Origin of the sequence: Psychrobacillus sp. NPDC096623 (assembly GCF_044762655.1) — a bacterium.
Classification (GTDB): Bacteria; Bacillota; Bacilli; order Bacillales_A; family Planococcaceae; genus Psychrobacillus.
In genome coordinates this window covers 38,042-62,562 of sequence record NZ_JBIWER010000005.1, presented here as the reverse complement: position 1 = coordinate 62,562, position 24,521 = coordinate 38,042, and the positions used below count along the sequence as shown (strand labels likewise).

Annotated in this window: 26 protein-coding genes and 2 riboswitches; of the genes, 24 read left to right on the top strand and 2 right to left on the bottom strand. The window is 37.2% G+C overall.

The features are described 5' to 3' along the window. Positions 1 to 6 precede the first annotated feature (6 nt). The 17 genes from ACIQX2_RS13965 to ACIQX2_RS13890 all read left to right on the top strand — a co-directional run bounded on the left by ACIQX2_RS13965 (position 7) and on the right by ACIQX2_RS13890 (position 15,566). Complete coding sequence (locus tag ACIQX2_RS13965) at positions 7 to 1,182, top strand: acetyl-CoA C-acetyltransferase (protein ID WP_402851531.1); 1,176 nt, start codon at positions 7 to 9, stop codon at positions 1,180 to 1,182. 26 nt (positions 1,183 to 1,208) lie between these two features. After that, positions 1,209 to 2,990 (top strand): acyl-CoA dehydrogenase family protein, encoded by a 1,782-nt coding sequence (locus tag ACIQX2_RS13960; protein ID WP_402851528.1) that lies wholly within the window; start codon positions 1,209 to 1,211, stop codon positions 2,988 to 2,990. Between the two features lie 89 nt (positions 2,991 to 3,079). Continuing rightward, complete coding sequence (locus ACIQX2_RS13955) at positions 3,080 to 3,442, top strand: arsenate reductase family protein (RefSeq protein WP_402851526.1); 363 nt, start codon at positions 3,080 to 3,082, stop codon at positions 3,440 to 3,442. Between the two features lie 74 nt (positions 3,443 to 3,516). Continuing rightward, positions 3,517 to 3,897, top strand: coding sequence for a glycine cleavage system protein GcvH (gene gcvH / locus ACIQX2_RS13950; protein ID WP_402851523.1), 381 nt, complete (start codon positions 3,517 to 3,519; stop codon positions 3,895 to 3,897). A 75-nt stretch (positions 3,898 to 3,972) separates the two neighbouring features. Then, positions 3,973 to 4,323 (top strand): toprim domain-containing protein, encoded by a 351-nt coding sequence (locus ACIQX2_RS13945; RefSeq protein ID WP_402851520.1) that lies wholly within the window; start codon positions 3,973 to 3,975, stop codon positions 4,321 to 4,323. An 11-nt stretch (positions 4,324 to 4,334) separates the two neighbouring features. Then, entirely contained in the window at positions 4,335 to 4,655 is a 321-nt protein-coding gene (locus ACIQX2_RS13940; RefSeq protein WP_402851517.1) for a thioredoxin family protein, read from the top strand. Between the two features lie 35 nt (positions 4,656 to 4,690). After that, positions 4,691 to 4,795: riboswitch (SAM riboswitch) on the top strand. A gap of 90 nt (positions 4,796 to 4,885) precedes the next feature. Continuing rightward, positions 4,886 to 5,911 carry a methionine ABC transporter ATP-binding protein gene (locus tag ACIQX2_RS13935; RefSeq protein WP_402851514.1) on the top strand — a complete coding sequence of 342 codons (1,026 nt, stop codon included), beginning with the start codon at positions 4,886 to 4,888 and terminating at the stop codon, positions 5,909 to 5,911. After that, positions 5,904 to 6,572: a methionine ABC transporter permease gene (locus ACIQX2_RS13930; RefSeq protein ID WP_402851511.1), complete on the top strand. Its 669-nt coding sequence runs from the start codon at positions 5,904 to 5,906 to the stop codon at positions 6,570 to 6,572. The genes ACIQX2_RS13935 and ACIQX2_RS13930 overlap by 8 nt, the downstream gene beginning before the upstream one ends. Before the next feature lie 62 nt (positions 6,573 to 6,634). After that, positions 6,635 to 7,441 (top strand): MetQ/NlpA family ABC transporter substrate-binding protein, encoded by an 807-nt coding sequence (locus ACIQX2_RS13925; RefSeq protein WP_402851508.1) that lies wholly within the window; start codon positions 6,635 to 6,637, stop codon positions 7,439 to 7,441. A gap of 316 nt (positions 7,442 to 7,757) precedes the next feature. Next, entirely contained in the window at positions 7,758 to 8,915 is a 1,158-nt protein-coding gene (locus tag ACIQX2_RS13920; protein ID WP_402851505.1) for a dicarboxylate/amino acid:cation symporter, read from the top strand. 114 nt (positions 8,916 to 9,029) lie between these two features. Beyond that, a complete protein-coding gene (locus ACIQX2_RS19355) occupies positions 9,030 to 9,185 on the top strand; it encodes a YuzK family famiily protein (protein ID WP_483880201.1) in 156 nt (51 codons plus the stop codon). Between the two features lie 286 nt (positions 9,186 to 9,471). Beyond that, positions 9,472 to 10,251 carry a Fe-S cluster assembly ATPase SufC gene (gene sufC / locus ACIQX2_RS13915; RefSeq protein WP_093062573.1) on the top strand — a complete coding sequence of 260 codons (780 nt, stop codon included), beginning with the start codon at positions 9,472 to 9,474 and terminating at the stop codon, positions 10,249 to 10,251. Positions 10,252 to 10,269: 18 nt separating this feature from the next. After that, positions 10,270 to 11,577 carry a Fe-S cluster assembly protein SufD gene (sufD, locus tag ACIQX2_RS13910; RefSeq protein WP_402851501.1) on the top strand — a complete coding sequence of 436 codons (1,308 nt, stop codon included), beginning with the start codon at positions 10,270 to 10,272 and terminating at the stop codon, positions 11,575 to 11,577. Next, positions 11,577 to 12,809 carry a cysteine desulfurase gene (locus ACIQX2_RS13905; RefSeq protein ID WP_402851499.1) on the top strand — a complete coding sequence of 411 codons (1,233 nt, stop codon included), beginning with the start codon at positions 11,577 to 11,579 and terminating at the stop codon, positions 12,807 to 12,809. The genes sufD and ACIQX2_RS13905 overlap by 1 nt, the downstream gene beginning before the upstream one ends. Beyond that, positions 12,799 to 13,233: a Fe-S cluster assembly sulfur transfer protein SufU gene (sufU, locus tag ACIQX2_RS13900; RefSeq protein ID WP_402851496.1), complete on the top strand. Its 435-nt coding sequence runs from the start codon at positions 12,799 to 12,801 to the stop codon at positions 13,231 to 13,233. The genes ACIQX2_RS13905 and sufU overlap by 11 nt, the downstream gene beginning before the upstream one ends. Before the next feature lie 21 nt (positions 13,234 to 13,254). Beyond that, positions 13,255 to 14,652 (top strand): Fe-S cluster assembly protein SufB, encoded by a 1,398-nt coding sequence (gene sufB, locus ACIQX2_RS13895; RefSeq protein ID WP_090567075.1) that lies wholly within the window; start codon positions 13,255 to 13,257, stop codon positions 14,650 to 14,652. A 149-nt stretch (positions 14,653 to 14,801) separates the two neighbouring features. Continuing rightward, positions 14,802 to 15,566 (top strand): DUF3891 family protein, encoded by a 765-nt coding sequence (locus ACIQX2_RS13890; RefSeq protein ID WP_402851491.1) that lies wholly within the window; start codon positions 14,802 to 14,804, stop codon positions 15,564 to 15,566. Between the two features lie 42 nt (positions 15,567 to 15,608). Here the strand turns inward: ACIQX2_RS13890 and ACIQX2_RS13885 are convergent, their stop codons facing one another. Next, positions 15,609 to 16,685: an FAD-dependent monooxygenase gene (locus ACIQX2_RS13885; RefSeq protein WP_402851488.1), complete on the bottom strand. Its 1,077-nt coding sequence runs from the start codon at positions 16,683 to 16,685 to the stop codon at positions 15,609 to 15,611. Between the two features lie 182 nt (positions 16,686 to 16,867). Here ACIQX2_RS13885 and ACIQX2_RS13880 point away from each other — a divergent pair, with 182 nt between their 5' ends. The 7 genes from ACIQX2_RS13880 to ACIQX2_RS13850 all read left to right on the top strand — a co-directional run bounded on the left by ACIQX2_RS13880 (position 16,868) and on the right by ACIQX2_RS13850 (position 24,011). Continuing rightward, positions 16,868 to 17,719, top strand: a complete 852-nt coding sequence (locus tag ACIQX2_RS13880) for a DUF72 domain-containing protein (RefSeq protein ID WP_402851485.1) — start codon at positions 16,868 to 16,870, stop codon at positions 17,717 to 17,719. Beyond that, on the top strand, positions 17,720 to 18,538 hold the full coding sequence (locus ACIQX2_RS13875; protein ID WP_402851482.1) for a sulfite exporter TauE/SafE family protein: 819 nt from the start codon (positions 17,720 to 17,722) through the stop codon (positions 18,536 to 18,538). 15 nt (positions 18,539 to 18,553) lie between these two features. After that, a complete protein-coding gene (locus ACIQX2_RS13870; protein ID WP_402851479.1) occupies positions 18,554 to 19,927 on the top strand; it encodes a bifunctional metallophosphatase/5'-nucleotidase in 1,374 nt (457 codons plus the stop codon). A gap of 42 nt (positions 19,928 to 19,969) precedes the next feature. Further along, positions 19,970 to 20,740, top strand: coding sequence for a sporulation protein YunB (gene yunB, locus ACIQX2_RS13865; RefSeq protein ID WP_256371037.1), 771 nt, complete (start codon positions 19,970 to 19,972; stop codon positions 20,738 to 20,740). A gap of 48 nt (positions 20,741 to 20,788) precedes the next feature. Next, a riboswitch (Lysine riboswitch) is annotated at positions 20,789 to 20,971 on the top strand. Positions 20,972 to 21,052: 81 nt separating this feature from the next. Further along, the gene (locus tag ACIQX2_RS13860) at positions 21,053 to 22,612 is read left to right on the top strand and encodes a Na+/H+ antiporter NhaC family protein (protein WP_402851475.1); all 1,560 of its coding nucleotides are present in this window, start codon (positions 21,053 to 21,055) and stop codon (positions 22,610 to 22,612) included. Positions 22,613 to 22,719: 107 nt separating this feature from the next. Next, complete coding sequence (gene lipA, locus ACIQX2_RS13855) at positions 22,720 to 23,655, top strand: lipoyl synthase (RefSeq protein WP_093062563.1); 936 nt, start codon at positions 22,720 to 22,722, stop codon at positions 23,653 to 23,655. Positions 23,656 to 23,669: 14 nt separating this feature from the next. After that, complete coding sequence (locus ACIQX2_RS13850) at positions 23,670 to 24,011, top strand: YutD family protein (protein ID WP_402851472.1); 342 nt, start codon at positions 23,670 to 23,672, stop codon at positions 24,009 to 24,011. A gap of 174 nt (positions 24,012 to 24,185) precedes the next feature. On the opposite strand, the gene ACIQX2_RS13845 is transcribed toward ACIQX2_RS13850, so the two are convergent. Beyond that, the gene (locus ACIQX2_RS13845) at positions 24,186 to 24,452 is read right to left on the bottom strand and encodes a DUF3055 domain-containing protein (protein ID WP_093062561.1); all 267 of its coding nucleotides are present in this window, start codon (positions 24,450 to 24,452) and stop codon (positions 24,186 to 24,188) included. Positions 24,453 to 24,521 lie beyond the last annotated feature (69 nt).

Below are 24,521 nucleotides of genomic sequence, written 5' to 3'. Positions count from 1 at the left end.
AAACTCATGCGTGAAGCGGTTATAGTAGCAGGGGCGAGAACGCCTGTAGGAAAAGCGAAAAAAGGATCTTTAGCAACTGTACGTCCAGATGATTTTGGGGCGTTAGTAGTGAAAGAAACATTACAAAGAGCGGGCGGGTACGATGGTCCGATAGATGATTTTATATTAGGGTGTGCAATGCCGGAAGCAGAGCAAGGGATGAACGTTGCCCGTAATATCGGTGCATTAGCTGGACTGCCTGATACAACACCTGCGATTACGGTAAACCGTTTCTGTTCATCGGGTTTACAGTCAATCGCATACGGTGCAGAGCGTATAATGTTAGGTCATGCCGAAGCGATCCTTGCTGGTGGAGTGGAATCTATGAGTATGGTGCCGATGATGGGAAATACGATTCGTCCAAACGCACATCTTGCACAAATAGCTCCACAGTATTACATGGGAATGGGTCATACAGCTGAACAAGTAGCAACAAAGTACGGTATTAGTCGTGAAGATCAGGATGCATTTGCTGTAAGATCACATGAACTAGCAGCAGCTGCTATTGCTGCAGGAAAGTTTAATGAAGATATTGTACCTGTGGAAGTTATTAAGCATTATGTTGATGAAAACAATAAAGCACAGCAGAAAAAATTCATGTTCGAAATGGACGAAGGCGTACGTGTTGGAACTTCAGTGGAAACACTTGCGAAATTGCGTCCAGCATTCAATATTCGTGGATCAGTAACAGCAGGTAACGCTTCACAAACCTCTGATGGAGCAGGTGCTGTTCTAATCATGGACCGCGAAGTTGCTGAAGCACAAGGTCTAAAACCACTTGCGAAATTCCGTTCATTCGCAGTGGGTGGAGTACCTCCAGAAGTAATGGGGATCGGTCCAATTGTTGCAGTGCCGAAAGCATTAAAGCTTGCAGGTCTGTCCATTGAAGATATTGACCTTTGGGAGATCAATGAAGCATTTGCTTCCCAGTCCATTCAAGTTGTTCGTCACTTAGGTTTAGATATGGATAAGGTGAATGTAAACGGCGGAGCAATTGCACTTGGTCATCCACTTGGTGCGACAGGAACTATTCTTTCATTGAAATTGATGAGTGAGCTAAGACGTCAAGGAAAACAATTCGGGGTAGTAACAATGTGTATCGGTGGCGGTATGGGAGCTGCTGGAGTCTTCGAATTACTTTAATAATAAAACAATAGGGGGAAATGTACATGAATGAATTAAAAGATGCAATCAAAGGTGGAGCTTTTCTAATTGAAGATTTAGACGCTAGCCGTGTGTTTACACCAGAGGATTTTAATGACGAGCAAAAGATGATTGCGAAAACGACCGAAGAGTATGTGAAAAATTCTGTGCTTCCAGTAGTAGAAAATTTGGAGCATCATGAATTTGAACACTCTGTTCGTTTATTAAAAGAAGCTGGAGATCTTGGTTTACTTGCTGCTGACATTCCAGAGGAATATGGCGGAATTGGCCTTGACAAAATTTCATCTGCACTTATTGCTGAAAAAATGTCTATAGCCGGCGGTTTCTCTATTACCCACGGAGCACACGTAGGAATTGGTACTTTACCAATCGTTCTTTTTGGTAATGAAGAACAAAAACAAAAATACCTACCAAACTCAGCTTCAGGCGACAAAATATTTGCTTATGCCTTAACAGAGCCAGGTTCAGGTTCAGATGCACTAGGGGCAAAAACTACAGCGAAGTTAAATGCAGAAGGTACACATTATGTCTTAAATGGTGAGAAACAATGGATTACAAATGCAGGATTTGCAGACGTATTCGTAGTTTACGCTAAAATAGATGGAGACAAATTCTCCGCATTTATCGTAGAAAAAACATTCCCAGGAGTATCTGTTGGAGCAGAAGAAAAGAAAATGGGTATTAAATCTTCTTCTACTCGTACCCTTATTTTAGAGGATGCTCAAGTTCCTGTAGAAAATCTATTAGGTGAAATCGGTCGCGGGCACGTTATCGCATTTAATATTTTAAATATTGGTCGCTACAAATTAGGAGTAGGTACAATTGGTGGTTCTAAACGTGCATTAGAATTAGCTATTTCTTATACGAACCAACGCCAACAGTTTAAAACACCAATCTCTTCCTTTAATTTAACGAAGAACAAACTAGCTACGATGGCTTCTAAATTGTATGCAACAGAAAGCTTAATCTACCGTACAGTTGGATATTTTGAAGAACGTATGAGTCAATTGAGTGTGGAAGAGCAAAAAGATGGTAAAGCAATTGCTGCTTCTATTGCTGAGTATGCAATAGAATGCTCTATTAATAAGGTAGTAGGTTCTGAGGTTTTAGATTACATCGTTGATGAAGCTGTTCAATTACATGGTGGGTATGGTTTCATGCAAGAGTATGAAGTAGAACGTATTTACCGTGACTCTCGTATTAACCGTATATTTGAAGGAACAAACGAAATCAACCGCCTTATCGTTCCAGGAACATTCCTGAAAAAAGCGATGAAGGGTGAATTACCTCTTCTTCAAAAGGCTCAAGGCTTACAAGAAGAGCTATTAATGATGATGCCAGAAGAGGTTGGTACGGAAGCTCTTGCACAAGAAAAAGTATTAGTAGCTAATGCGAAGAAAATTGGTATCCTAGTAGCTGGTCTAGCTGCACAACGTTTTGGTACAAAACTAGAGGCAGAACAAGAGGTACTTGTGAACATCGCTAATATTGCTAACAACATATTTGCGATGGAATCAGCAGTTTTACGGACAGAAAAAGCAATCGGACGTGATGGAGAAGAAAAAGCAGCACAAAAACTTCTTTATACACAAATCTTCACACAAGAAGCGTTTATTGAAATCGAACAAGCGGCAAAAGAAACACTTATTGCGTCAGTAGATGGAGATACTCAACGTATGATGATTTCAGCATTACGTAAATTGACTCGCTTCACACCATACAATGTGATCGAGAAAAAACGTGAAGCATCAGTTAAATTGATCGAAGCGGAAAAATACGTACTTTAATTAAACATATGAAAAGCCGATTCATAGGGGTCGGCTTTTTGTATTTTTTTATAATATTAGGTATGATAAAAAGAAAAAGGTGGTACCATATGACAATTCAATTTTACGGTTATCCTAAGTGTAGTACTTGCAGAAAAGCGAGTAAATGGTTAAAGGACAATGGAATTGATTACATAGAAAATCATATCGTAGAAACTCCCCCAACTAAGGAACAACTTCAAGAAATGCATGAGGTAGGTGGATTAGAGCTAAAAAAATTCTTTAACACTTCTGGTATGAAGTATCGTGAGCTTGGACTTAAAGATAAATTATCTACAATGTCAGAAGACGAACAATTATCCATACTTGCTACTGATGGGATGCTTATCAAGCGACCGATTGTTTTTGACGGGAAAAAATTAACGTTAGGATTCAAGGAAGAACAGTTTGAAGACGTTTGGAAGACTTCTTAAAGTGACTTGTTTTTACGATAAAAATATGTGAATATTATAGATGAATGTATTAATAATGGAGAGGGGAACATTTAATGAACACACCTAAGGATTTAAAATACTCAGCAGAGCATGAATGGGTAAAAACTGAAGGCGGAAATGTCCGTATCGGTATTACTGAATTTGCACAATCAGAACTAGGAGATATCGTGTTTGTCGAGCTTCCACAAGTGGGAGATGAGATCAAGGCAGGAGATCCATTCGGTAGTGTAGAATCTGTAAAAACAGTTTCTGAGCTATATGCACCGATAAGCGGTAAAGTGTTAGAAGTAAATTCAGAATTAGAAGATAGTCCTGAATATGTAAACGAATCCCCTTATGAAAATGCATGGATGATCGTTATTGAACCTACTGATTTGGCAGAAGTAGAGGCTTTACTTTCTCCAGAAAAATACGAAGAATTAATTTCACAATAATTATGAAAACGCCGCTTAATAACGGCGTTTTTTTCATATAATATTGGAAAGGGCATAGTTAGGAGAGATGCAAAAATGGCTATTGTCTTTAGTGAAAAAATAATTCTTGTTGAGGGAAGATCGGATAAACTTAAGCTTCTTCAACTTCTTGATGAATCAACAGAAATTATTTGTACGAACGGAACGATATCGAATGTAAAGCTTGAAGAAATTTTAAGTCCTTATGACGGTATTCCTATATATGCGTTTTTAGATGCAGATAAATCAGGAGAGCAAATTCGCTCCGTTGTGCGAAAAGAATACCCAGAAGCAATTCATCTATACACCAATCCAATGTATTGTGAAGTAGCGACTACACCGTTCAAAGTTTTGGCTTCTATTTTAAAAAGTGTTAATATAAAAGTGAAAAGAAACTTTTTACTTTAGGATGATGGAATATGAATGAATGGACTCTTGATCAATGGAATAGAAACAAGAATAGTGGTCAGCTTACAATGTTATATATATATACACCTTTATGTGGAACATGCCAAGTTGCTAGTAAAATGATGCAAGTTGTACAAGAAATGAAGCCTTTTTCTATTGGCCAAGCAAATATTAACTATCTGGGAAATTTTGCTGCGGATTATCAAATCGAAAGCGTTCCATGTTTGCTAATTGCTAAAGGTGGCACGGTATATAAAAAAATATATGCATTCCAATCAGTACCATTTATATTAGATGCGATAAAAAATATTGACGAGCAAGTAGTCTTATGATAACATACGATATACCAAGAAATTAAATAGTGTCACTCTTATTAAGAGAGGTGGAGGGAAGTGCCCTATGAAGCCCGGCAACCGTCATGTAAATGAAATGGTGCCAAATCACGCAAAGCAATTGCTTTGGGAAATGAGAGAATGGATGAATGTTATTAAAATGGATAACGTAAAACCCTTCTGCTCTTTTGCAGGAGGGTTTTTTTAGATAGAAAGGTGGCAAGATTCACATGATTAGTTTAAATAATATTTCGAAAAAATTTAGTACGAAACAAGGTACGATCGTTGCAGTTGAAGAGGTGAATCTTGACATAAAGAAAGGTGAAATTTTCGGCATCATTGGTTATAGTGGTGCAGGTAAAAGTACACTTATTCGTTTATTAAATGGATTGGAAAAACCAACTTCTGGACAAATTATTGTGAACAATCAAGATATCACAAAGATAAATGAAGTGAAGCTCCGTCAGGTAAGACAAAAGGTAAGTATGATTTTCCAACATTTTAATCTGTTATGGTCTAGAACGGTTGCAGAGAATATTGCTTTTCCTTTAGAAATAGCTGGTGTACCAAAAGAACAACGCATAACAAGAGTTAACGAACTAATTGATCTAGTAGGATTAGAGGGTCGCGGACATTACTATCCTTCTCAATTATCAGGCGGACAAAAACAACGTGTCGGAATTGCACGCGCATTAGCCAATCGTCCAGAAGTCCTTCTCTGTGATGAAGCAACCTCAGCATTAGATCCAGAAACTACTGATTCAATTTTGGATCTATTAGTTAGCATTAACGAAAAATTAGGTCTTACAATTGTATTGATAACCCATGAGATGCAGGTTATCCAAAAAATTTGTGGGCGTGTAGCTGTAATGGAAAAAGGGCATGTTGTAGAAGAAGGAAACGTTTTAGATGTATTCCAAAACCCACAGCAGGCAATAACGAAGCGTTTTGTTTCGCAGATCAATGATTCCAATAAAGCTCTACAAACAATCCAACAATTAAAAGAGCTTTATCCAAATGGAAAACTGATTAAACTAGGATTTGTAGGAGAACAAACAGTGCAGCCTATTTTGTCTAGACTTATCAAGCAATTTGATCTCGATGTGAATATTGTTCAAGGCAATATTTCACATACGCAAAATGGCGCATTTGGTACACTAATCCTTCAACTAGAAGGAGATGCATTATTAGTGGATGAGGCTATTCGCTATATTCACGAACAAAAAGTAATTACAGAGGTGATCAACAATGATTAATGATTTATTTCCAAATGTTGATTGGCCTAAAATGTGGGAAGCAACACTTGAAACATTATATATGACTTCAGTATCCACTATTTTAACAGCAATTATTGGACTAGTTCTCGGTCTTCTACTTTTCTTAACTAGTCCACATCAGGCATGGGCCAACAAACTGGCTAATTGGTTAACTGGAGCGTTCGTTAATATATTCCGTTCCATTCCATTTATCATTTTGATCATTTTATTGATCCCATTAACGAAGTTTTTAGTCGGTACAATGCGTGGACCAAATGCAGCATTTCCTGCTTTAGTAATCGGAGCAGCTCCATTTTATGCTCGCATGGTTTTAATAGCACTACGTGAGATAGACAAGGGTGTATTAGAAGCTGCAAAATCAATGGGTGCTAAAACTTCTACTATTATATGGAAGGTATTATTGCCAGAGTCAATGCCTGCTTTAGTTTCGGGAATTACAGTTACAGGTATTTCACTAGTCGGGTATACGGCAATGGCTGGAATCATCGGTGCAGGCGGACTAGGAACTTTAGCTTTCTTAGATGGATTTCAAAGAGGTAGAACAGACGTAACATTTGTCGCAACGATCTTTATATTAATCATGGTATTTATTATCCAGTGGATAGGCGATGTAATTACGACAAAAATTGATAAACGATAAATGGTGTTAGCGAGAATACTCGATCACATAGAAATAATAGATAAAAAGGGAGAGATTTTAGAATGAAGAAGTTTTTAGCTGGAGCTTTATTATCAGTAAGTGCATTAGCACTTGCAGCATGTGGAGAAGAAGATAGTAGCAAACTTGTAGTAGGTGCATCTAACGTACCTCATGCTGTTATTTTAGAAGAAGTTAAACCGATCCTTGAAGAACAAGGAATCGAACTAGTTGTAGAATCTTACCAAGATTATGTACTACCAAACAAAGATTTAGACTCAGGTGATTTGGACGCGAACTACTTCCAACATATCCCTTACTTTGAATCACAAAAAGCTGATTTTGGATATGACTTCGCTAACGCTGGCGGTATTCACATCGAGCCAATCGGTTTATACTCTAAAAAATACGGTTCAATCGAAGAGCTTCCAGAAGGTGCAACTATATTAATGAGTAACTCTGTTGCCGATCATGGACGTATCCTTGCTATGTTAGAAGCAAAAGGTCTTATTAAATTAGCAGATGGTATTGATAAAACAAAAGCAGAAGTTAAAGATATCGTAGAAAATCCTAAAAATCTTGAATTTGACGCTAACTATGAGTCAGCACTAATGGTTCAGTTATATGAAAATGAAGAAGGCGATGCAGTATTGATCAACTCCAACTATGCAATAGACGCTGACCTTAACCCATTAGAAGACTCTATCGCTATTGAAGAATCAGATGAATCACCATATGTAAATATCATCGCAGTAAAATCTGGTGACGAAGACAGTAAAGAGATTAAAGCTTTAGTAGAAGCATTAAAATCTAAAGAAATCCAAGACTTCATCCTAAGTGAGTGGGGCGGATCAGTAGTACCGGTAAAATAATAGTATTTGAGAGAACAGACATCCTAGGATGTCTGTTTTTTTGTCGTGTTGGATAGCCCATTGCTCCGTTAATATAGCCCATAAATATCAGAGAATAGCCATAAACCTTCAATAATGGTCCATAGAATGCAATATAGCCAATACATTCAACGATATAGCCCAAAAAATTATGGATATAGCCCATAATCATATCAAACTACCCCTCCATTAAAAAAATATTCCGTATATTATTCTCTCTATTCACTTTAATAAGTGAGTGTGCTAAAGTATACAAATGCGCAAAATAATACATTTGTACGTTTGAGGAGGACATTTTGTGAAGAGGTTTGGTTTATTACCGAGAATAGTAGTAGCGATATTGGCTGGTGTTTTATTGGGGTTAGTAGTTCCTAAAATAGTGGTTGAGATAATGGCTACTTTTAATAGTATTTTTAGTGCATTTTTAGGATTTATAGTGCCGTTTATCATTATTGGATTTATCGTTCCAGGTATAGCGAAGCTAGGAAAAGGTTCTGGTAGATTACTAGGAATTTCTACTGGCGTTGCTTATTTATCTACGCTAGTAGCTGGCTTTATCGCATTTTTTGTCGCTTCGAATTTACTACCTATGCTTATCGGTGGTAAGGAGAGTGTTAAGTTAGAGAATCCTGAGGAATTTCTAATTGGAGGCTTATTTGAGATGCCGATCCCTCCGATGATGGACATAATGACGGCGTTAGTGTTCTCATTTATCATGGGAATTGGGATTTCCAAATTGAAAGGAAACACTTTGCAAAATGCGTTTGAAGAGTTTAGTGAGATTATTGAGAAGGTAATTTCCTTTATCATCATTCCATTATTGCCATTCCATATTTTTGGAATCTTTATGAATATGGCATACGGTGGGCAAGTTGCAAAGGTATTATCTGTTTTTGGAGTCGTGTTTATCATGATTATAGCGTTGCATTTGGTTATGCTTGTTTTACAATATACTGCTGCAGGTACGTTGACTGGGAAGAATCCTTTGAAGCTATTGAAAACAATGTCGCCAGCTTACTTTACAGCTTTAGGTACACAATCGTCAGCAGCAACTATTCCGGTAACGTTAAAACAGGCACAGAAAACAGGTGCTTCAGCAAAAGTAACTGACTTTACTATTCCCTTATTCGCAACAATCCATTTGTCGGGTAGTACGATTACGCTAGTCTCATGTTCCATTGGTGTGTTGCTTATTAATGGGCAAGATATTGCGTTATCTACATTTATACCATTTATATTTATGCTTGGTGTAACAATGATTGCAGCTCCAGGTGTTCCAGGTGGAGCAGTTATGGCGGCACTTGGACTATTGGAAACTATGCTTGGATTTAACGGGGCAATGATAGGATTGATGATTGCTCTTTATATTGCTCAGGACAGTTTTGGAACGGCGACAAATGTCACTGGTGACGGGGCACTGGCTATCATCGTAGACAAATTTTCCAAAACAGCGTAATTTTTTCGCAATATAATGTTTAGCTCTCTAATAGGTGGGTATATAGATAATGTAAACAAAATAAGAGAGGAATGATTCATTATCAGTTCGGACGATTTACCTTATACAGAACAGATGGACCACGCATTTAGAGGAGTACATGGTTTTGGGTACGATGAATTGAGACAAAGTCAGGAATTACGATTGCAAGTTGAAAACAAGCGACAAGAAGATCATGAAAAGTCTATGCAAATAGCAGCAAAAATTGACGCCCAGGCATTTAGGGGATAATATACAAGAATCCACGGAGAACTACTCCGTGGATTCTTTTGTTTTCACTAGCTTCATAGTGAAATCGATTCTCAATTAGTATATACTTATTGAAAATAAAGGGAGAATACTATTTACCTATTAGTTTAGTGTAAATGTCAAGGCAATACAGTAAATCTGTATATTCTACAATATTAGTTAGAATATCCTCCAAAAGATTTGCAAGGCATCATCGTTTGGGTTAAGATTAGAATGATAATAAATTAGAATGATTATACATTCGTATTTACTTAATGGAGGTTATTAGATGTCGACTTTAGTTATTAAAGATTTACACGTTGCAATCGACGGTAAAGAGATTTTAAAAGGTGTTAATTTGACGATTAATACGAACGAAATTCACGCAGTTATGGGTCCTAATGGTACAGGTAAATCTACTTTAGCTTCTGCTATTATGGGTCATCCAAAATATGAAGTTACTTCTGGTTCAATCGAATTGGACGGAGAAGATGTTTTAGCGATGGAAGTAGACGAACGCGCACAAGCAGGTCTATTCCTAGCAATGCAATATCCAAGTGAAATCACGGGTGTTACAAATGCAGATTTCCTTCGTTCAGCGATTAACTCACGTCGCGAAGAAGGCAATGAAATCTCATTAATGAAATTTATCCGTGAGCTTGATAGCAAAATGGAATTTTTAGAGATGGATTTAGATATGGCGCAACGTTATTTAAATGAAGGTTTCTCAGGTGGAGAGAAAAAACGTAACGAAATTCTTCAATTAATGATGCTACAACCAAAATTCGCTATCCTTGATGAAATCGACTCTGGACTCGATATCGATGCATTAAAAGTTGTATCTAAAGGGATCAATGAAATGCGCGGTGAAGGATTCGGTAGCTTAGTAATTACTCACTATCAACGTCTTCTTAACTATATTACTCCTGACCATGTGCATGTAATGATGCAAGGTCGCGTAGTTAAATCTGGCGGACCTGAGCTTGCTCAACGTTTAGAAGCTGAAGGCTACGAATGGATTAAAGAAGAGTTAGGAATCGAAGATGAAACAGTTGGACAAGAAGCATAAGAAAGGGGACGAATCAGCATGACGGTTGAAACAAAATTGGCATTAACCGAGCAAGATATCCGCTCCTTTTCAGAAGGTAAACAAGAACCAAGCTGGATGACAGAAATTCGTCTAAAAGCATTTGGTGAACTTGAAGCACTTCCGATGCCAACACCAGACAAAACAAAAATTACTAACTGGAATTTCACAGAGTTTCCAGTTCATACTGTAGATAGCAGTAAATTTACAACTTTGGCTGAACTTCCTGAAGAAGTGAAAGCAGTTGTAAATGCAGATGAACAAAAAAATATTTACATTCAACATAATAATACCCCTGCTTTTCTTTCATTATCAGAAGAACTTAAAGCAAAAGGTGTTATTTTAACCGATATTTATACAGCAGTTCGAGATCATTCAGAGCTTGTTCAACAATACTTTATGACAGATGGTGTCAAAGTCACTGAACATAAATTAACTGCACTACATGCTGCATTATTAAATGGTGGTGTATTCGTATACGTACCTAAAAATGTTGTAGTAGAAGAACCAATTCAAGTTATTTATTTACATGATGACAAAACAGCTTCACTTTTCAATCATACTTTACTAGTAGCGGATGATAATAGTTCTGTAACATATGTTGAGAACTACTTATCTACTGTTGACCATGCAGAAGGGCTAGCTAATATCGTGACGGAGGTTATTGCTAAAGATAATTCAAAAGTTACATTTGGTACGGTTGATGTTCTAGCAGAAGGATTTACAACATACGTTAATCGTCGTGGTGTAACAAGCCGTGATGCTGTACTTGAATGGGCACTAGGTATGATGAATGACAGTGATACTATTTCTGAAAATACAACACACTTAGTTGGAGATAATTCTGAAGGCCGTGTGAAAATGGTTGTTGTAGGTCGCGGTAAACAAAAACAAAACTTTACAACAAAAGTAATTCACTGGGGCAAACATACAGAAGGTCATATCCTTAAGCATGGTGTTATGAAAGATGAAGCATCTTCTATTTTCAATGGTATTGGTAAAATCGAATACGGAGCTACTAAATCTAATGCCGAGCAAGAATCTCGTGTCTTAATGCTTAGTGAAAAAGCTCGTGGAGATGCAAATCCTATCCTTTTAATCGATGAAGATGATGTAACAGCAGGTCACGCAGCATCAGTTGGCCGAGTAGATCCACTTCAGTTGTACTATTTAATGAGCCGTGGTATTTCTCAACATGAAGCAGAGCGTCTAGTAATTCATGGATTCCTTGCTCCTGTAGTAAACGAATTACCTATCGAAGGCGTGAAGAAACAGCTGACGGAGGTTATTGAAAGGAAAGTTCGCTAATGCTGAATACTAAAGAGATTCGTAGCTATTTTCCGATTTTAGATCAAGAGATCAATGGGCATCCATTAGTCTATTTAGACAATGGTGCTACTTCTCAAAAACCAATTCAAGTGATTGAAGCTATTAAAAAGTATTATGAATTTGAAAACTCTAATGTGCATCGTGGTGTTCACACACTTGGTAACCGAGCAACTGACAGTTACGAAGGTGCACGAGAAAAGGTTCGTAAATTCATTAATGCTAAATCTACTAAAGAAGTTATTTTCACTCGTGGTACAACGACTGCTATCAATATGGTGGCGCAGAGCTACGGCCAAGCTAACCTTAAAGAAGGCGATGAAATTGTTATTACGCATATGGAGCACCATTCCAACATTATTCCTTGGCAGCAACTCGCAAAGAAAACTGGTGCCGTATTAAAATATATTGATTTAGAAGCAGATGGTACACTCTCATTAGAAAAGGTTAGAGAAACAATTACTAACCAAACAAAAATTGTGTCGATTGTTTATGTATCAAACGTTTTAGGAACAATGAATCCAATTAAAGAAATTACGCAAATTGCACATGAACATGGAGCAGTTATGGTAGTGGACGGTGCACAAGCTGCGCCTCATCTAAAACTAGATGTTCAAAATTTAGACTGTGATTTCCTAGCATTCTCGGGTCACAAAATGTGTGGTCCTACTGGTATAGGGGTACTATACGGGAAAGAAGCATTATTGGATAAAATGGAGCCATTTGAATTTGGTGGGGAAATGATTGACTTCGTAGGTTTGTATGATTCTACGTGGAAAGAGCTACCTTGGAAATTCGAAGGTGGAACACCAATAATTGCTGGTGCCATTGGTCTTGGAGCTGCTATTGATTTCTTAGAGGAAATTGGCTTAGATGAAATTGAAAAGCATGAACATGAGTTAGCGGCTTACGCAATGGAAAAAATGTCTGCGATTGATGGGTTATCCATCTATGGACCTGTGGATCCTGCGAAGCGTGCAGGAATTGTTACATTCAATTTAGATGATGTACATCCACATGATGTTGCAACAGTTTTAGATATGAGTGGAATTGCAGTTCGTGCAGGACATCACTGTGCACAACCGTTGATGAAATGGTTGCAATGTGTGGCAACTGCTCGTGCTAGTTTCTATATATACAATTCAGAAGAGGATATTGACCGTCTAGTAACTGGATTGCTTTCAGCAAAGGAGTATTTTAACGATGTCTTCTAATTTAGATCAACTTTATCGCCGTGTCATTATGGATCATTATAAAAATCCTCGGAACAAAGGTAGTATTGAGGATGGCGCATTGACAATTGATATGAATAACCCTACTTGTGGAGATCGCATTCATTTAACACTTCAAGTGGAAGATGGTAAAATCCAGAATGCAAAATTTGATGGTGAAGGATGCTCGATTTCTATGGCATCTGCATCTATGATGACACAAGCAGTGAAAGGAAAGTCTGTAGAGGAAGCTCTACAACTTTCTACAACTTTTTCCGAAATGATGCTTGGGAAAGATTACGATGATTCTATAGAGCTTGATGATATAGAAGCATTAAGTGGTGTTTCTCAGTTTCCAGCGCGTATCAAGTGTGCAACGTTAGCGTGGAAAGCAATGGAAAAAGGGGTTTCAGAGGAAAAAGAATAACAAACGAACGGAGGAAATACGATGGCTAAAAAAATGCCTGAAATTGGTGATTATAAATATGGTTTCCACGATAAAGATGTATCCATTTTCCGTTCTAAACGTGGCTTAACGAAAGAAATCGTAGAAGAGATCTCACGTATGAAATCAGAACCACAATGGATGTTAGATTATCGCTTAAAAGCGTTAGAAATTTTTTACTCAAAACCAATGCCTCAATGGGGTGGAGATTTAGGGTCATTAAACTTCGATGAAATTACGTATTACGTGAAGCCTTCGGAACAAACAGAAACTTCATGGGATGAAGTGCCAGATGAAATCAAAGCTACATTTGATAAATTAGGTATTCCTGAAGCGGAGCAAAAATACCTTGCTGGTGTTTCTGCACAGTATGAATCAGAGGTTGTATACCATAACATGAAGCAAGAGTTACAAGACTTAGGGATTGTATTTAAGGATACTGATTCCGCGCTACGTGAAAATGAAGATATTTTCAAAAAACACTGGGGTACAGTAATTCCTTCATCTGATAATAAGTTCTCTGCTCTTAACTCAGCAGTATGGTCGGGTGGGTCATTTATATATGTACCACCGGGCGTAAAAGTGGAAACACCACTACAAGCATACTTCCGTATTAACTCTGAAAACATGGGTCAATTCGAACGTACGCTAATTATTGTTGATGAAGGTGCTTCTGTGCATTACGTAGAAGGATGTACAGCTCCTGTTTACACGACTAACTCACTTCATAGTGCGGTTGTTGAAATTATCATTAAAAAAGACGCTTATTGCCGTTATACAACAATCCAAAACTGGGCAAACAACGTTTATAACTTAGTTACAAAACGTGCAGTTTGTGATGCAAATGCAACAATGGAATGGATTGACGGAAATATCGGATCAAAATTAACGATGAAATATCCAGCAGTTATTTTAAAAGGTGAAGGTGCCCGTGGTATGACCCTTTCTATTGCAATTGCTGGTAAAGGACAACACCAAGATGCTGGTGCGAAAATGATGCATTTAGCTCCAAATACTTCATCTACAATTGTTTCTAAGTCTATTTCGAAACAAGGTGGTAAAGTAACGTACCGTGGTATCGTTCACTTTGGACGTAAGGCAACTGGTGCTCGCGCAAATATCGAGTGTGATACATTAATCATGGATAATCAGTCAACTTCTGATACTATTCCTTATAACGAAATCTTGAACGATAATATTTCTTTAGAGCATGAAGCAAAAGTTTCAAAAGTATCTGAAGAACAATTATTCTACTTGATGAGTCGTGGTCTTAGTGAAGAAGAAGCTACTGAAATGATCGTAATGGGCTTCATCGAACCATTTACAAAAGAACTTCCAATGGAATACGCTGTTGAGATGAACCGTCTGATTAAATTCGAGATGGAAGGCTCTATCGGTTAATTCAATTATATAAAAGCAGCAAGGTGTAAAATTTACCTTGCTGCTTTTTTTAGCTATGTTCGTTTAATTGTATTCATTATGTGGTAATCATAAAGGAGAAATAGTATTTTAACGAGTTTTGTTTAGTATAGTAAAGAGGAGCTAATCAAATGATTCTTTTTGAACGAGAAAATAGCTATGTAATGTTTACGCAGGATGATCATGCACAAGTTTCCAAGCAAATAGCTGAGAACTGTAAAGTTGAATATTATTATGATGATAAACACTTCGACGAAGTAATTTTAGCCATTCAGGAGCATGATAGAGGTTGGATAGAACCTGATAAGTCGCCGGTCTGGAATGATAAATCAGAGCTTCCCTACTCTTTTATTGATTATCCAACAGATCTTAAAATTTCCTTTTATGAAAAGGGATTAGATGAAGTGGAAGAAATGAGTAAATATGCTTGTTTATTGTGCAGTTTGCATTACTCTTCTTTTGTACAGGATGCGGAAGAAGCCGCTGTGCAGGAGTTTTGGGATTCAGAAAAGCAAAGACAGGACAGGCTTTCAAAGGAGCTTGGCATAATAGGCAATGAAGAGAAGAAAGAAATACTGATGTATCATCTAGATCTGTTAAAATTTTCGGATTTTCTATCTTTATTTATTTGTTTACACGAACCAGGAAATAATGGGCAAAAACATCCTTTTTTCAAAAATGGATTTCCACAATTGTTTCTGTTTGTCACGGAGGAACCAATAGTAGCAAGCTGGGAAAACGATGAACTCGTTACTTTATCGTTCTCTCCTTTAAAGAGTGAGTTAGTTGTTGAACTCCCTTATAGGGAAGTTATGAAGGACCAGATTAAGAAAGATGGGCTATTACAGGCATATAAAGATACACCAGTTACTATGAGAAAAGTTAAATTCAAATAATATCAAAAAAACCAGTCAAAACACTTTGACTGGTTTTGCTTATTAAACCATTACAACAAATTGCGATGCAAAGGATTGTTCTTTTTCCACCTGTAAAGCTTGAATTTTAGCAACTTCTTTTTTCCTAGTAGTTGCACAATCCGTTAAATTAAGCTGATCAATCGAATTGTTATCAATCAAATTAGCGAGAAAATCCGCATCCTTCAATGCGCTATTTAAGCCGAATGCTCCAGTTGGTGTCATCGTATGGACTGCATCACCGATTAATGCGACGCCTTTCTTTCCCCAGCTTTCACTAGTGCTGCTATACACATCTAGTAATACGAAATCCTTCCACGATTGAATATTATCACGAACGGTTTGTTCAAGCTCTGGAAAAGCAACGATCAGCTGTTCGATAAATGGTGTGAAAGGTAACTTTCTAAGTATTGGAAAGGATCCTTCCTCGATATTCCAGCCAATTTGAATATAGCCATTTGTTTGGCTAAATAAAGAAATTTGTTTATCCTCAATTAACGCCATTTTAATAGAGGGTTCCCAATTTTCAGGAGCAGGAATTCTTGCCCAAAGCAAATCGTAGCCATGTTTGCGAGTTGTCACATCTAGATTTGCTTTTTTGCGTACGGTCGAATTTCGCCCATCTGCTCCAATAACCAGTTCACTTTCAATGATTATTATTTCTTCCTCGCGCACTGCTTTAATACCAGTATATGTACCATTTTCATCCTGTAATAGTTCATCAACCTTTGTATTTAGCATTAAATGGAATGCTGAGTATTGTTCAGCTGCTGCTATTAATACTTGGAGTAAATGTGCTTGGGGCACATGAATACCGAGATGGCCAACCTCTGGGTCTGGTAAAATGGTTTTAAATAGTTTGCCGTTATGCCAGTATTCTAGCTTCTCCATTTTTAATAATCCAAGCTTTTCCACTTCGTCAAATAAATTATATTTTTTTAAAATCGTTTCGCCTTCTTCATTTAAATGTTCTCCACGAAACGTTTTACCGATTTGATTTGTTCGCTCTATTAATACAACAGAAACATTCTTCTTTGCCAATAGATAAGCAAGAAGAGCTCCTCCTGGACCAGCACCTACGATACATACATCTACTTTCATCTATAATTCCTCCATTTGCTTCAATAAGCTTTGTGGGCTATTCGTCAAAACATATACTTATATTAGCTAAACAAAAACATTTAATCCAATATTTCATATTGAAAGGTTTATTTCTATTGGACATCCAAGTAGAAACTGAACAATCTGAATGATATGATTGTATTTATAGGGAGGTGTTGCAGATGATTCAAATCGGCCTAACTGGCTGGGGGGATCACCCAGACTTGTACGTGTCTTCAGCGAAGGAAAGATTGCAAGATTACAGTGCACACTTTCCTGTTGTGGAATTAGACGCAGCATTTTACGCAATTCAGCCAATTAAAAATAGCTTAAAATGGATCAAAGAAACACCTGATAATTTTCAATTCGTCGTCAAATGCTATCAAGGGATCACTGGACATTTACGTGGCGATTTTCCTTTTGATTCCACTGAGGAGATGTTTGAATTATATCGGCAGTCGATTATTCCATTTAAAGAAGCTGGGAAGCTATCAATGGTACTTGCCCAATTCCCTCCTTGGTTCCAGTGCAATAAAGAAAGTGTGCAATATATAAGGAAAGTAAGAGAAGAGTTGAAGGATTTTGAAGTGGTCATTGAGTTTCGTAATCAATCCTGGTATGCTCCTGAATACAAAGCCTCCACACTTGAATTTCTGAAGGAGAATAACCTTCATCATAGTGTTTGTGATGAACCACAAGTTGGTGATGGCAGTATTCCTTTAGTTCCTGTTGCCACTTCAAATAAAGTGCTAGTTAGATTGCATGGTAGAAATACTTTTGGCTGGGTTAATCCGGGTAATAATGAGAAGTGGAGAGAAGTAAGGTACTTATATGATTATAATAAAGAAGAACTTACTTCTATTAAAAATGTTTGTGAGCATTTGGAAAAACAGGCAAAGGACGTTATTGTATTATTTAATAATAACTCAGGAGGACATGCTGCAAACAATGCAAAAACGTTTCAGCACATGTTAGGACTGGATTTTGAAGGTCTTGCTCCAAAACAATTAGATTTATTTGAAGGAGATTTTTAAATGGAATGGATTATACTTGCAGTAAGTGGACTATTCTCTGGAATTGTCGGAGCATTGGTTGGTCTCGGTGGTGGGGTTATTTTAGTGCCCGCTATACTTTTTTTTGGCGCAACTCTCGGGATGATACCAAATATTACACCTCAGAGTGTGGTAGGGCTCTCTGTTATCATGATGATTTTCACAGGGTTGTCTTCAACGCTTTCCTATATGAAAACCAAAACCGTTGACTTTAAGAGCGGATTTATTTTCTTTATAGGTAGTATTCCTGGAACGATACTTGGAGCGTTCGTGAACAAAGGGTTGGACTTACCTTCTTTTAATTTATATTTTGGTATTTTACTTGTTATTTTATCTACTTTGTTGTTGGTTCGTGATCGCTTAAGTCCAGTTCGTTGGTTTGTAGAGAATGGGAAAAAGAAAACCTTCGATGATGGCAATAAAACGTATGTGTACGGCTATCCGATTTGGTTTGCCCTATTATTAACTTTTGGAGTTGGGTTTGCATCTGGTCTATTTGGAATCGGTGGGGGCTCTATTATCGTACCTGCGATGATTCTACTTTTCCTATTTCCACCTCATGTGGCCGTAGGTACGTCCATGTTTATGGTATTTCTATCATCCATAGTGAACTCAGTCACTCATATTTCGTTAGGAAATGTACCGTGGCTATACACGATTCCTGTAATTCCTGCTGCTTATTTTGGTGCGAAACTTGGAGCAAAATTAAATAAAAAGTTGAATTCCGATATGCTCGTGTTGGCTTTACGAATTGTACTTCTATTATTAGGTATACGATCTATTTTAGATGGTCTACTTTGACAGGATAGGTGAAAAATGAGAGAGACGATTTATATTTATCATACAAATGATTTGCATAGTCATCTAGAAAATTGGCCAGCTATTCATCAATTTCTCTCAAATAGTCGAAAAAACCTTGGGGCACAGGCATCCTTCTTAACATTAGATATAGGTGATCATTTAGACCGTTCAAATATATTTACAGAAGGAACGCTTGGAAAAGGCAATGTGCATTTATTAAATGAAGCAAAGTATGATTATGTGACGATTGGAAATAATGAGGGGATAACTTTAAGCCATGAAGATTTGGAGACCTTATACATAGACGCTAATTTTGAAGTGATCGTCTCCAATTTCACAGATTTAGATGGCGAGATACCTTCGTGGATATTACCCTACAAAATACATGTGACCCCATCAGGTATTAAAATAGGGATTGTCGCGGCAACTGCTAATTATGATATTTATTATAAGAAATTAGGCTGGCATGTTCAAGAACCAATTCCACGTTTGAAAGAGGTATGTCATATGCTTCGTCCGCAAGTGGATATTCTTATTTGTATGTCTCACTTAGGAATGTCGCTTGATGAAATAATTTCGTTGGAAATTCCAGAGATTGATTTGATCCTGGGATCGCATACACATCATGTATTTGAAGAAGGCAAGGTGATAGGGAGCTCCTTGCAAGCCGCTACAGGTAAATACGGAATGAATGTTGGACTTGTTACAATGGAATTTGACCATGTAGCAAGAGGGATTCAATCGAAAAAAGCAGAATTATTTCGTGCAGAATCCCTACCGAATCCAGCCGATGCCGATGAACAACAGTTAATTTGGGAAAATGAAGGTATAGCTGAAATGTCTAGAATTGTTTTTTACAATCCTTCCGCACTAAAGAAGGAATGGTTCATGGAATCCGATTTATCTCATTTCTTCGGAAAAGCACTGCTTTCTTTCACTAATGCTGACTGCGCAATGTTCCCGGCTGGTATCTTTTTAAAAGACCTTCAGCAGGGACCAATTACTGCGAGGGACTTACATCAGTGTTTACCTCATCCAATTAATCCGTGTGTCATTACATTAACTGGTGCAGAGTTACTTGAGGTTATTCGTACAGGAAAAAATGAAAAATGGCCAAAGCTTGAAGTAAAAGGACTAGGATTTAGAGGTAATTATCTTGGAGCAATATTATACGAACAGCTTCAAGAGCTAGAAGATGGGACGGTGCTAATCAAAGCAACACCTCTTGAATTGGAAAAAGTTTATACATTAGCAACGTTAGATATGTTTACATTTGGTTACTTTTTTCCTTCATTAAAATTTGCTCAAAAACAATATTTTATGCCAGAGATGATTCGAGATATTGTGAAATGGTATGGACAACGTGAAAAATTTGAATATGAGTCATGAAAATCCTCCTCCTTACATAAGTAGTAAGTAGGAGGATTGTTTTTGTTCTATCAAAAAAGGAAAAAACGATTTGCTATTTTCACTAGTCAACGCAAGTTAGCTATTTTTTTAACATGTTTTATGTTATCAATTGCAGGCATCATTTATTATATTAATGAGCAACTGACTCCTACGTACCTAAGATATGCAGAAGTCCAAACAAATAAAATAGCATCCATGGTAATTAGCAAAGCGATTAACTCAAGGATTGCAAATGCACTGGATGTCAATGAAATAATTGAAGAAGTACCGTCTGATAGTACAAACATGGTAACAACTCGATTCAATACAGAAATCATTAATCGAATACTTGCTGATACAAATAGCTTAGTTCAATCTCATTTGGAGCAAGCAGAGCAGGGGAATTTGTCTAGCCTTCCATATTTGGATGATATTGAATATGACAAACAAACGATGGAAGACCAAGGTGGAATCGTATTTTTCGTTCCTATGGGGCAAGCGATGAATATTCCCATCATTGGTAACTTAGGCCCGAAAATACCTATACGCTTTCACGTCATCGGTAATGTACAATCGAATGTCACGTCTTCGATAACTAAATTTGGAATTAATAATGCTTATGTTGAAATCAATATCCATATCAAAGTAAATGTACAAATAATCGTACCTTTAGCTAGTAAAATGAGTACAGTTGAACAGAGTATTCCTGTTGCAATGGGGATTGTGCAAGGTCAGGTTCCTTATATATACACAGGTGGCGACGGGGATGCAGCTCCATCCATAGAAGTTCCACTTCCATTACCAGAAAAATAAAAAACCTTCAAAACATAGTATTTACTGTTATACTAGTAGAAATGAATAAGAATAGGTAGAGGCCGCATAACTTAAGAGTAGTTTACAGGAGAATGACAACTGTGATTGTAAACGGAAGGAAGTTTTGCCGAAATTAGATGTTGATTGTCAAGTCAATTCTAGTTGGGGTTATTTTGAACAGAAATAACACTGTCGTTTATACAGATGTATAAATGGAGAGCTACAGAGTATAAAATTATGCTTAAAATTTTAACTAAAAGCCAACCTATGTATATATATTAGGTTGGCTTTTTATATTTGGGAGGACTTGCTTTGGAAAATACAATATTTTCGATTTTACCACCACTTTTAGCAATTGTAATGGTGCTAGTGACAAAAAGAGTTTTATTATCATTGGGGGTTGGAATTGTTTCTGCAGCTTTGTTAGTAGAAAGCTTTTCACCAATTGATTCATTCGTCATTCTTTGGGATTCCTTTCTCACGTCATTCTGGGATAATGGATGGAATTTGTATAATATTTATATATTGCTGTTCATATTAATGCTTGGAGTTATTACTGCGATTGTTAGTTTATCAGGTGGAAGCACGGCTTTTGCAGCATGGGCAGTTAAGCGTATAAAAACAAATCGTGGCTCAAAGCTATTAACAGCATTTTTAGGAATTATTATTTTTGTAGACGATTATTTTAATGCACTTGCTGTTGGACAGATTGCCCGTCCAATCACTGATTCTCATCGAGTATCTCGTGCAAAACTAGCTTATTTTATTGACTCTACATCGGCACCGATTTGTGTAGTTTCTCCAGTTTCTAGTTGGGGAGCGTTCTTAATAAGTCAGCTAGGGGTTATTTTTGCTACATATGCTATTACAGACTATACGCCACTTGAGGCATTTATGTTAATGGCTCCGATGAACTTCTATGTGATTGCTGCGCTTGCGATGGTATTTTTTACTGCATGGACAGAAAATGACTTAGGTCCGATGAAAAAGCATGAAAAACTTGCAAAAGAAACTGGTGTGCTTTTTGATCCAAATAAATCAAATCCAGGTGATTTACAAGGTAATTTCCCGGAAAATAATTATGGGAAAGTAAATGATTTAATCTTACCGATTTTCTCATTAATAGTTGTAACATTATTTTCGATGTTTTGGACAGGTTACCAGGCTTCTGGAAAGGTGATGAATATATTTGTTGTTTTTGAGAACACAGATGTTCCATTCTCTCTATTTATAGGTGGATTAGTGTCGACTGTTTTAGCTATATTATTATATACTCGGCAATTTAAAAGAAATCCAAAAGCTAATGCTGGATTAATCGGAAAAGCTGTTATTTCTGGTATAAACTCGATGTTACCTGCTATTTTTATTTTGATATTTGCTTGGTCTCTTTCATTTTTGATAAACGCACTCGGAACTGGTGAATATTTAGCTAAGCTTGTGACAGATAATAATATTCCGGTTGGTGTAATTCCATTTTTACTATTTGTTTTAACAGCTTTTATGGCGTTCGCAACAGGTTCCTCATGGGGATCGTTTGGTATTTTATTACCGATCGGTGCAAGCATCATTATGGTGGTAGAGCCAGAATTATTACTTCCTGTTTTAGCTGCCGTTTTAGCTGGAGCCGTTTTTGGAGATCATTGCTCGCCTATTTCCGATACAACAATCATGTCAGCAACTGGAGCGGGGGTAAACGTAATAGACCACGTAATAACTCAGCTTCCATATGCTATTATTAGTGCAGTTATTGCGGCAATCGGTTATCTAGTTTTAGGATTAACAGGCTCAGTTATGATTGGATTTGTAAGTGTTATTGTCATTCTTATCGTATTTTTTGTGGTTTGGAGTATTAATAGTAAACGAGCAGTTTAATTAATCTTATATAGGTAATCTGTGTTTTTGTATGGTTGTTTCCAACTAAATATTATGTTACATTGACAACAGTGTAGTTAGTTTATTTAGAATGGGGTCGAGCAAAAGTGACATCGTGTAAACCAACGAAAACAGAGTACCAAAGAAAACCAGATTGGTTAAAAATTAAGTTAAACACGAACGATGAATACAAAGGTTTAAAAAAGTTAATGCGTGAAAATAATTTAAATACCGTATGTGAGGAAGCTAAATGTCCAAATATACATGAGTGCTGGGGTTCGCGAAGAACAGCTACATTTATGATTTTAGGGGCAGTTTGCACACGTGCATGTCGTTTTTGTGCAGTAAAAACTGGACTACCTAACGAATTAGACTTGGCAGAACCAGAAAGAGTTGCAGATTCGGTTGTTATTATGAATTTAAAACATGTTGTCGTAACAGCAGTTGCGAGGGATGATTTAAAAGATGGGGGTTCTGAAGTTTTTGCTGAAACGATTCGTGCGATTCGACGCAAAAATCCTTTTACTTCCATAGAAGTTTTACCTTCTGATATGGGCGGTATTGAGCAAAATATCCGCAATATTATGGATGCAAAACCTGATATTCTGAACCATAACATCGAAACGGTTCGAAGACTCACTCCGAGAGTTCGTGCAAGAGCAAAATACGATCGTTCCCTAGAATTATTACGTCGTGCCAAAGAAATGCAACCTAGCATTCCAACAAAATCGTCGCTTATGTTAGGTTTAGGGGAAACACATGAAGAGATACTAGAAGTGATGGATGACCTTCGTGCTAACAACGTCGATATAATGACGATTGGTCAATACTTGCAACCTTCTAAAAAACACTTACCAGTACTTAAATATTACTCCCCAGCTGAGTTTGGAGAATTACGTAAAATTGCTATGAGTAAAGGATTCTCCCATTGTGAAGCTGGTCCACTTGTTAGAAGTAGTTACCATGCAGATGAGCAGGTTAACGCTGCAGCTAAGCAAAGACAATTGCAAGGCGAGGAACTTCTAGCTACTCCAAATAGCTAATGGATGGTGATTGAATGATAGTTGCAGAAGGCTTTACCTATGAGATTATAGAGAATTATCGTGAGGCATTTAAAGAAGAGGCCTTTTTGGATCGGTATAGTGAAATCTTAACTAAATACGATTATATTATGGGTGATTGGGGTTATGGTCAGCTTCGTCTCAAAGGCTTTTTTGAGGACCGTAGCCACAAAGCTACATTTGATACAAAAATAGGGACAATGAAAGATTATTTATATGAGTATTGTAATTTTGGTTGTGCCTACTTTGTCGTAAAGAAAACTGGTGTAGCCCCTAAAATAGTACCTGTAGAAGCAACAATAGAAGTAAGTGAAAACCTTGAGCAAGATCAATTATGATCTGCTCGAGGTTTTTTGTTTTGTCGGGTTCTTAAGGCTATCATCCTTCGAGGTTTCATTGTTATCTACAACTATTTCAGCAATTTTACCAAGTTTATGGGCTATCCCAAAGTCTAGCACCAGAAGCAAAGAAAAAAACTAGTCATGAATGTAATCACGACTAGCCTCTTTATATTAACTTAATAATTCTCGTAAATAATCACGTAATTCTACTGCTTCTTCCTCTGATCTATTAAACACATGCTCGAGATAGCCCGGTTCTTCTACATCATCCGATCCGATAATAGCAGCTCGTCCATATTGTATGTCCATCACTAGTACTTTTCCGAAAAATCGAGAGCTTTGGGAAATAGCTAAGTCGTATCTCTGGGATTCCCCTGTAAAGCCGACAAATCTTGTTTTAGTATCTTCTACATCATCGTACAAATAAAATCGTTCCACCACGTGTCACTCCTTCCTACCTTAGAATTATGGTACTATAGAATAGGAGTACATATCAACTGAACAACA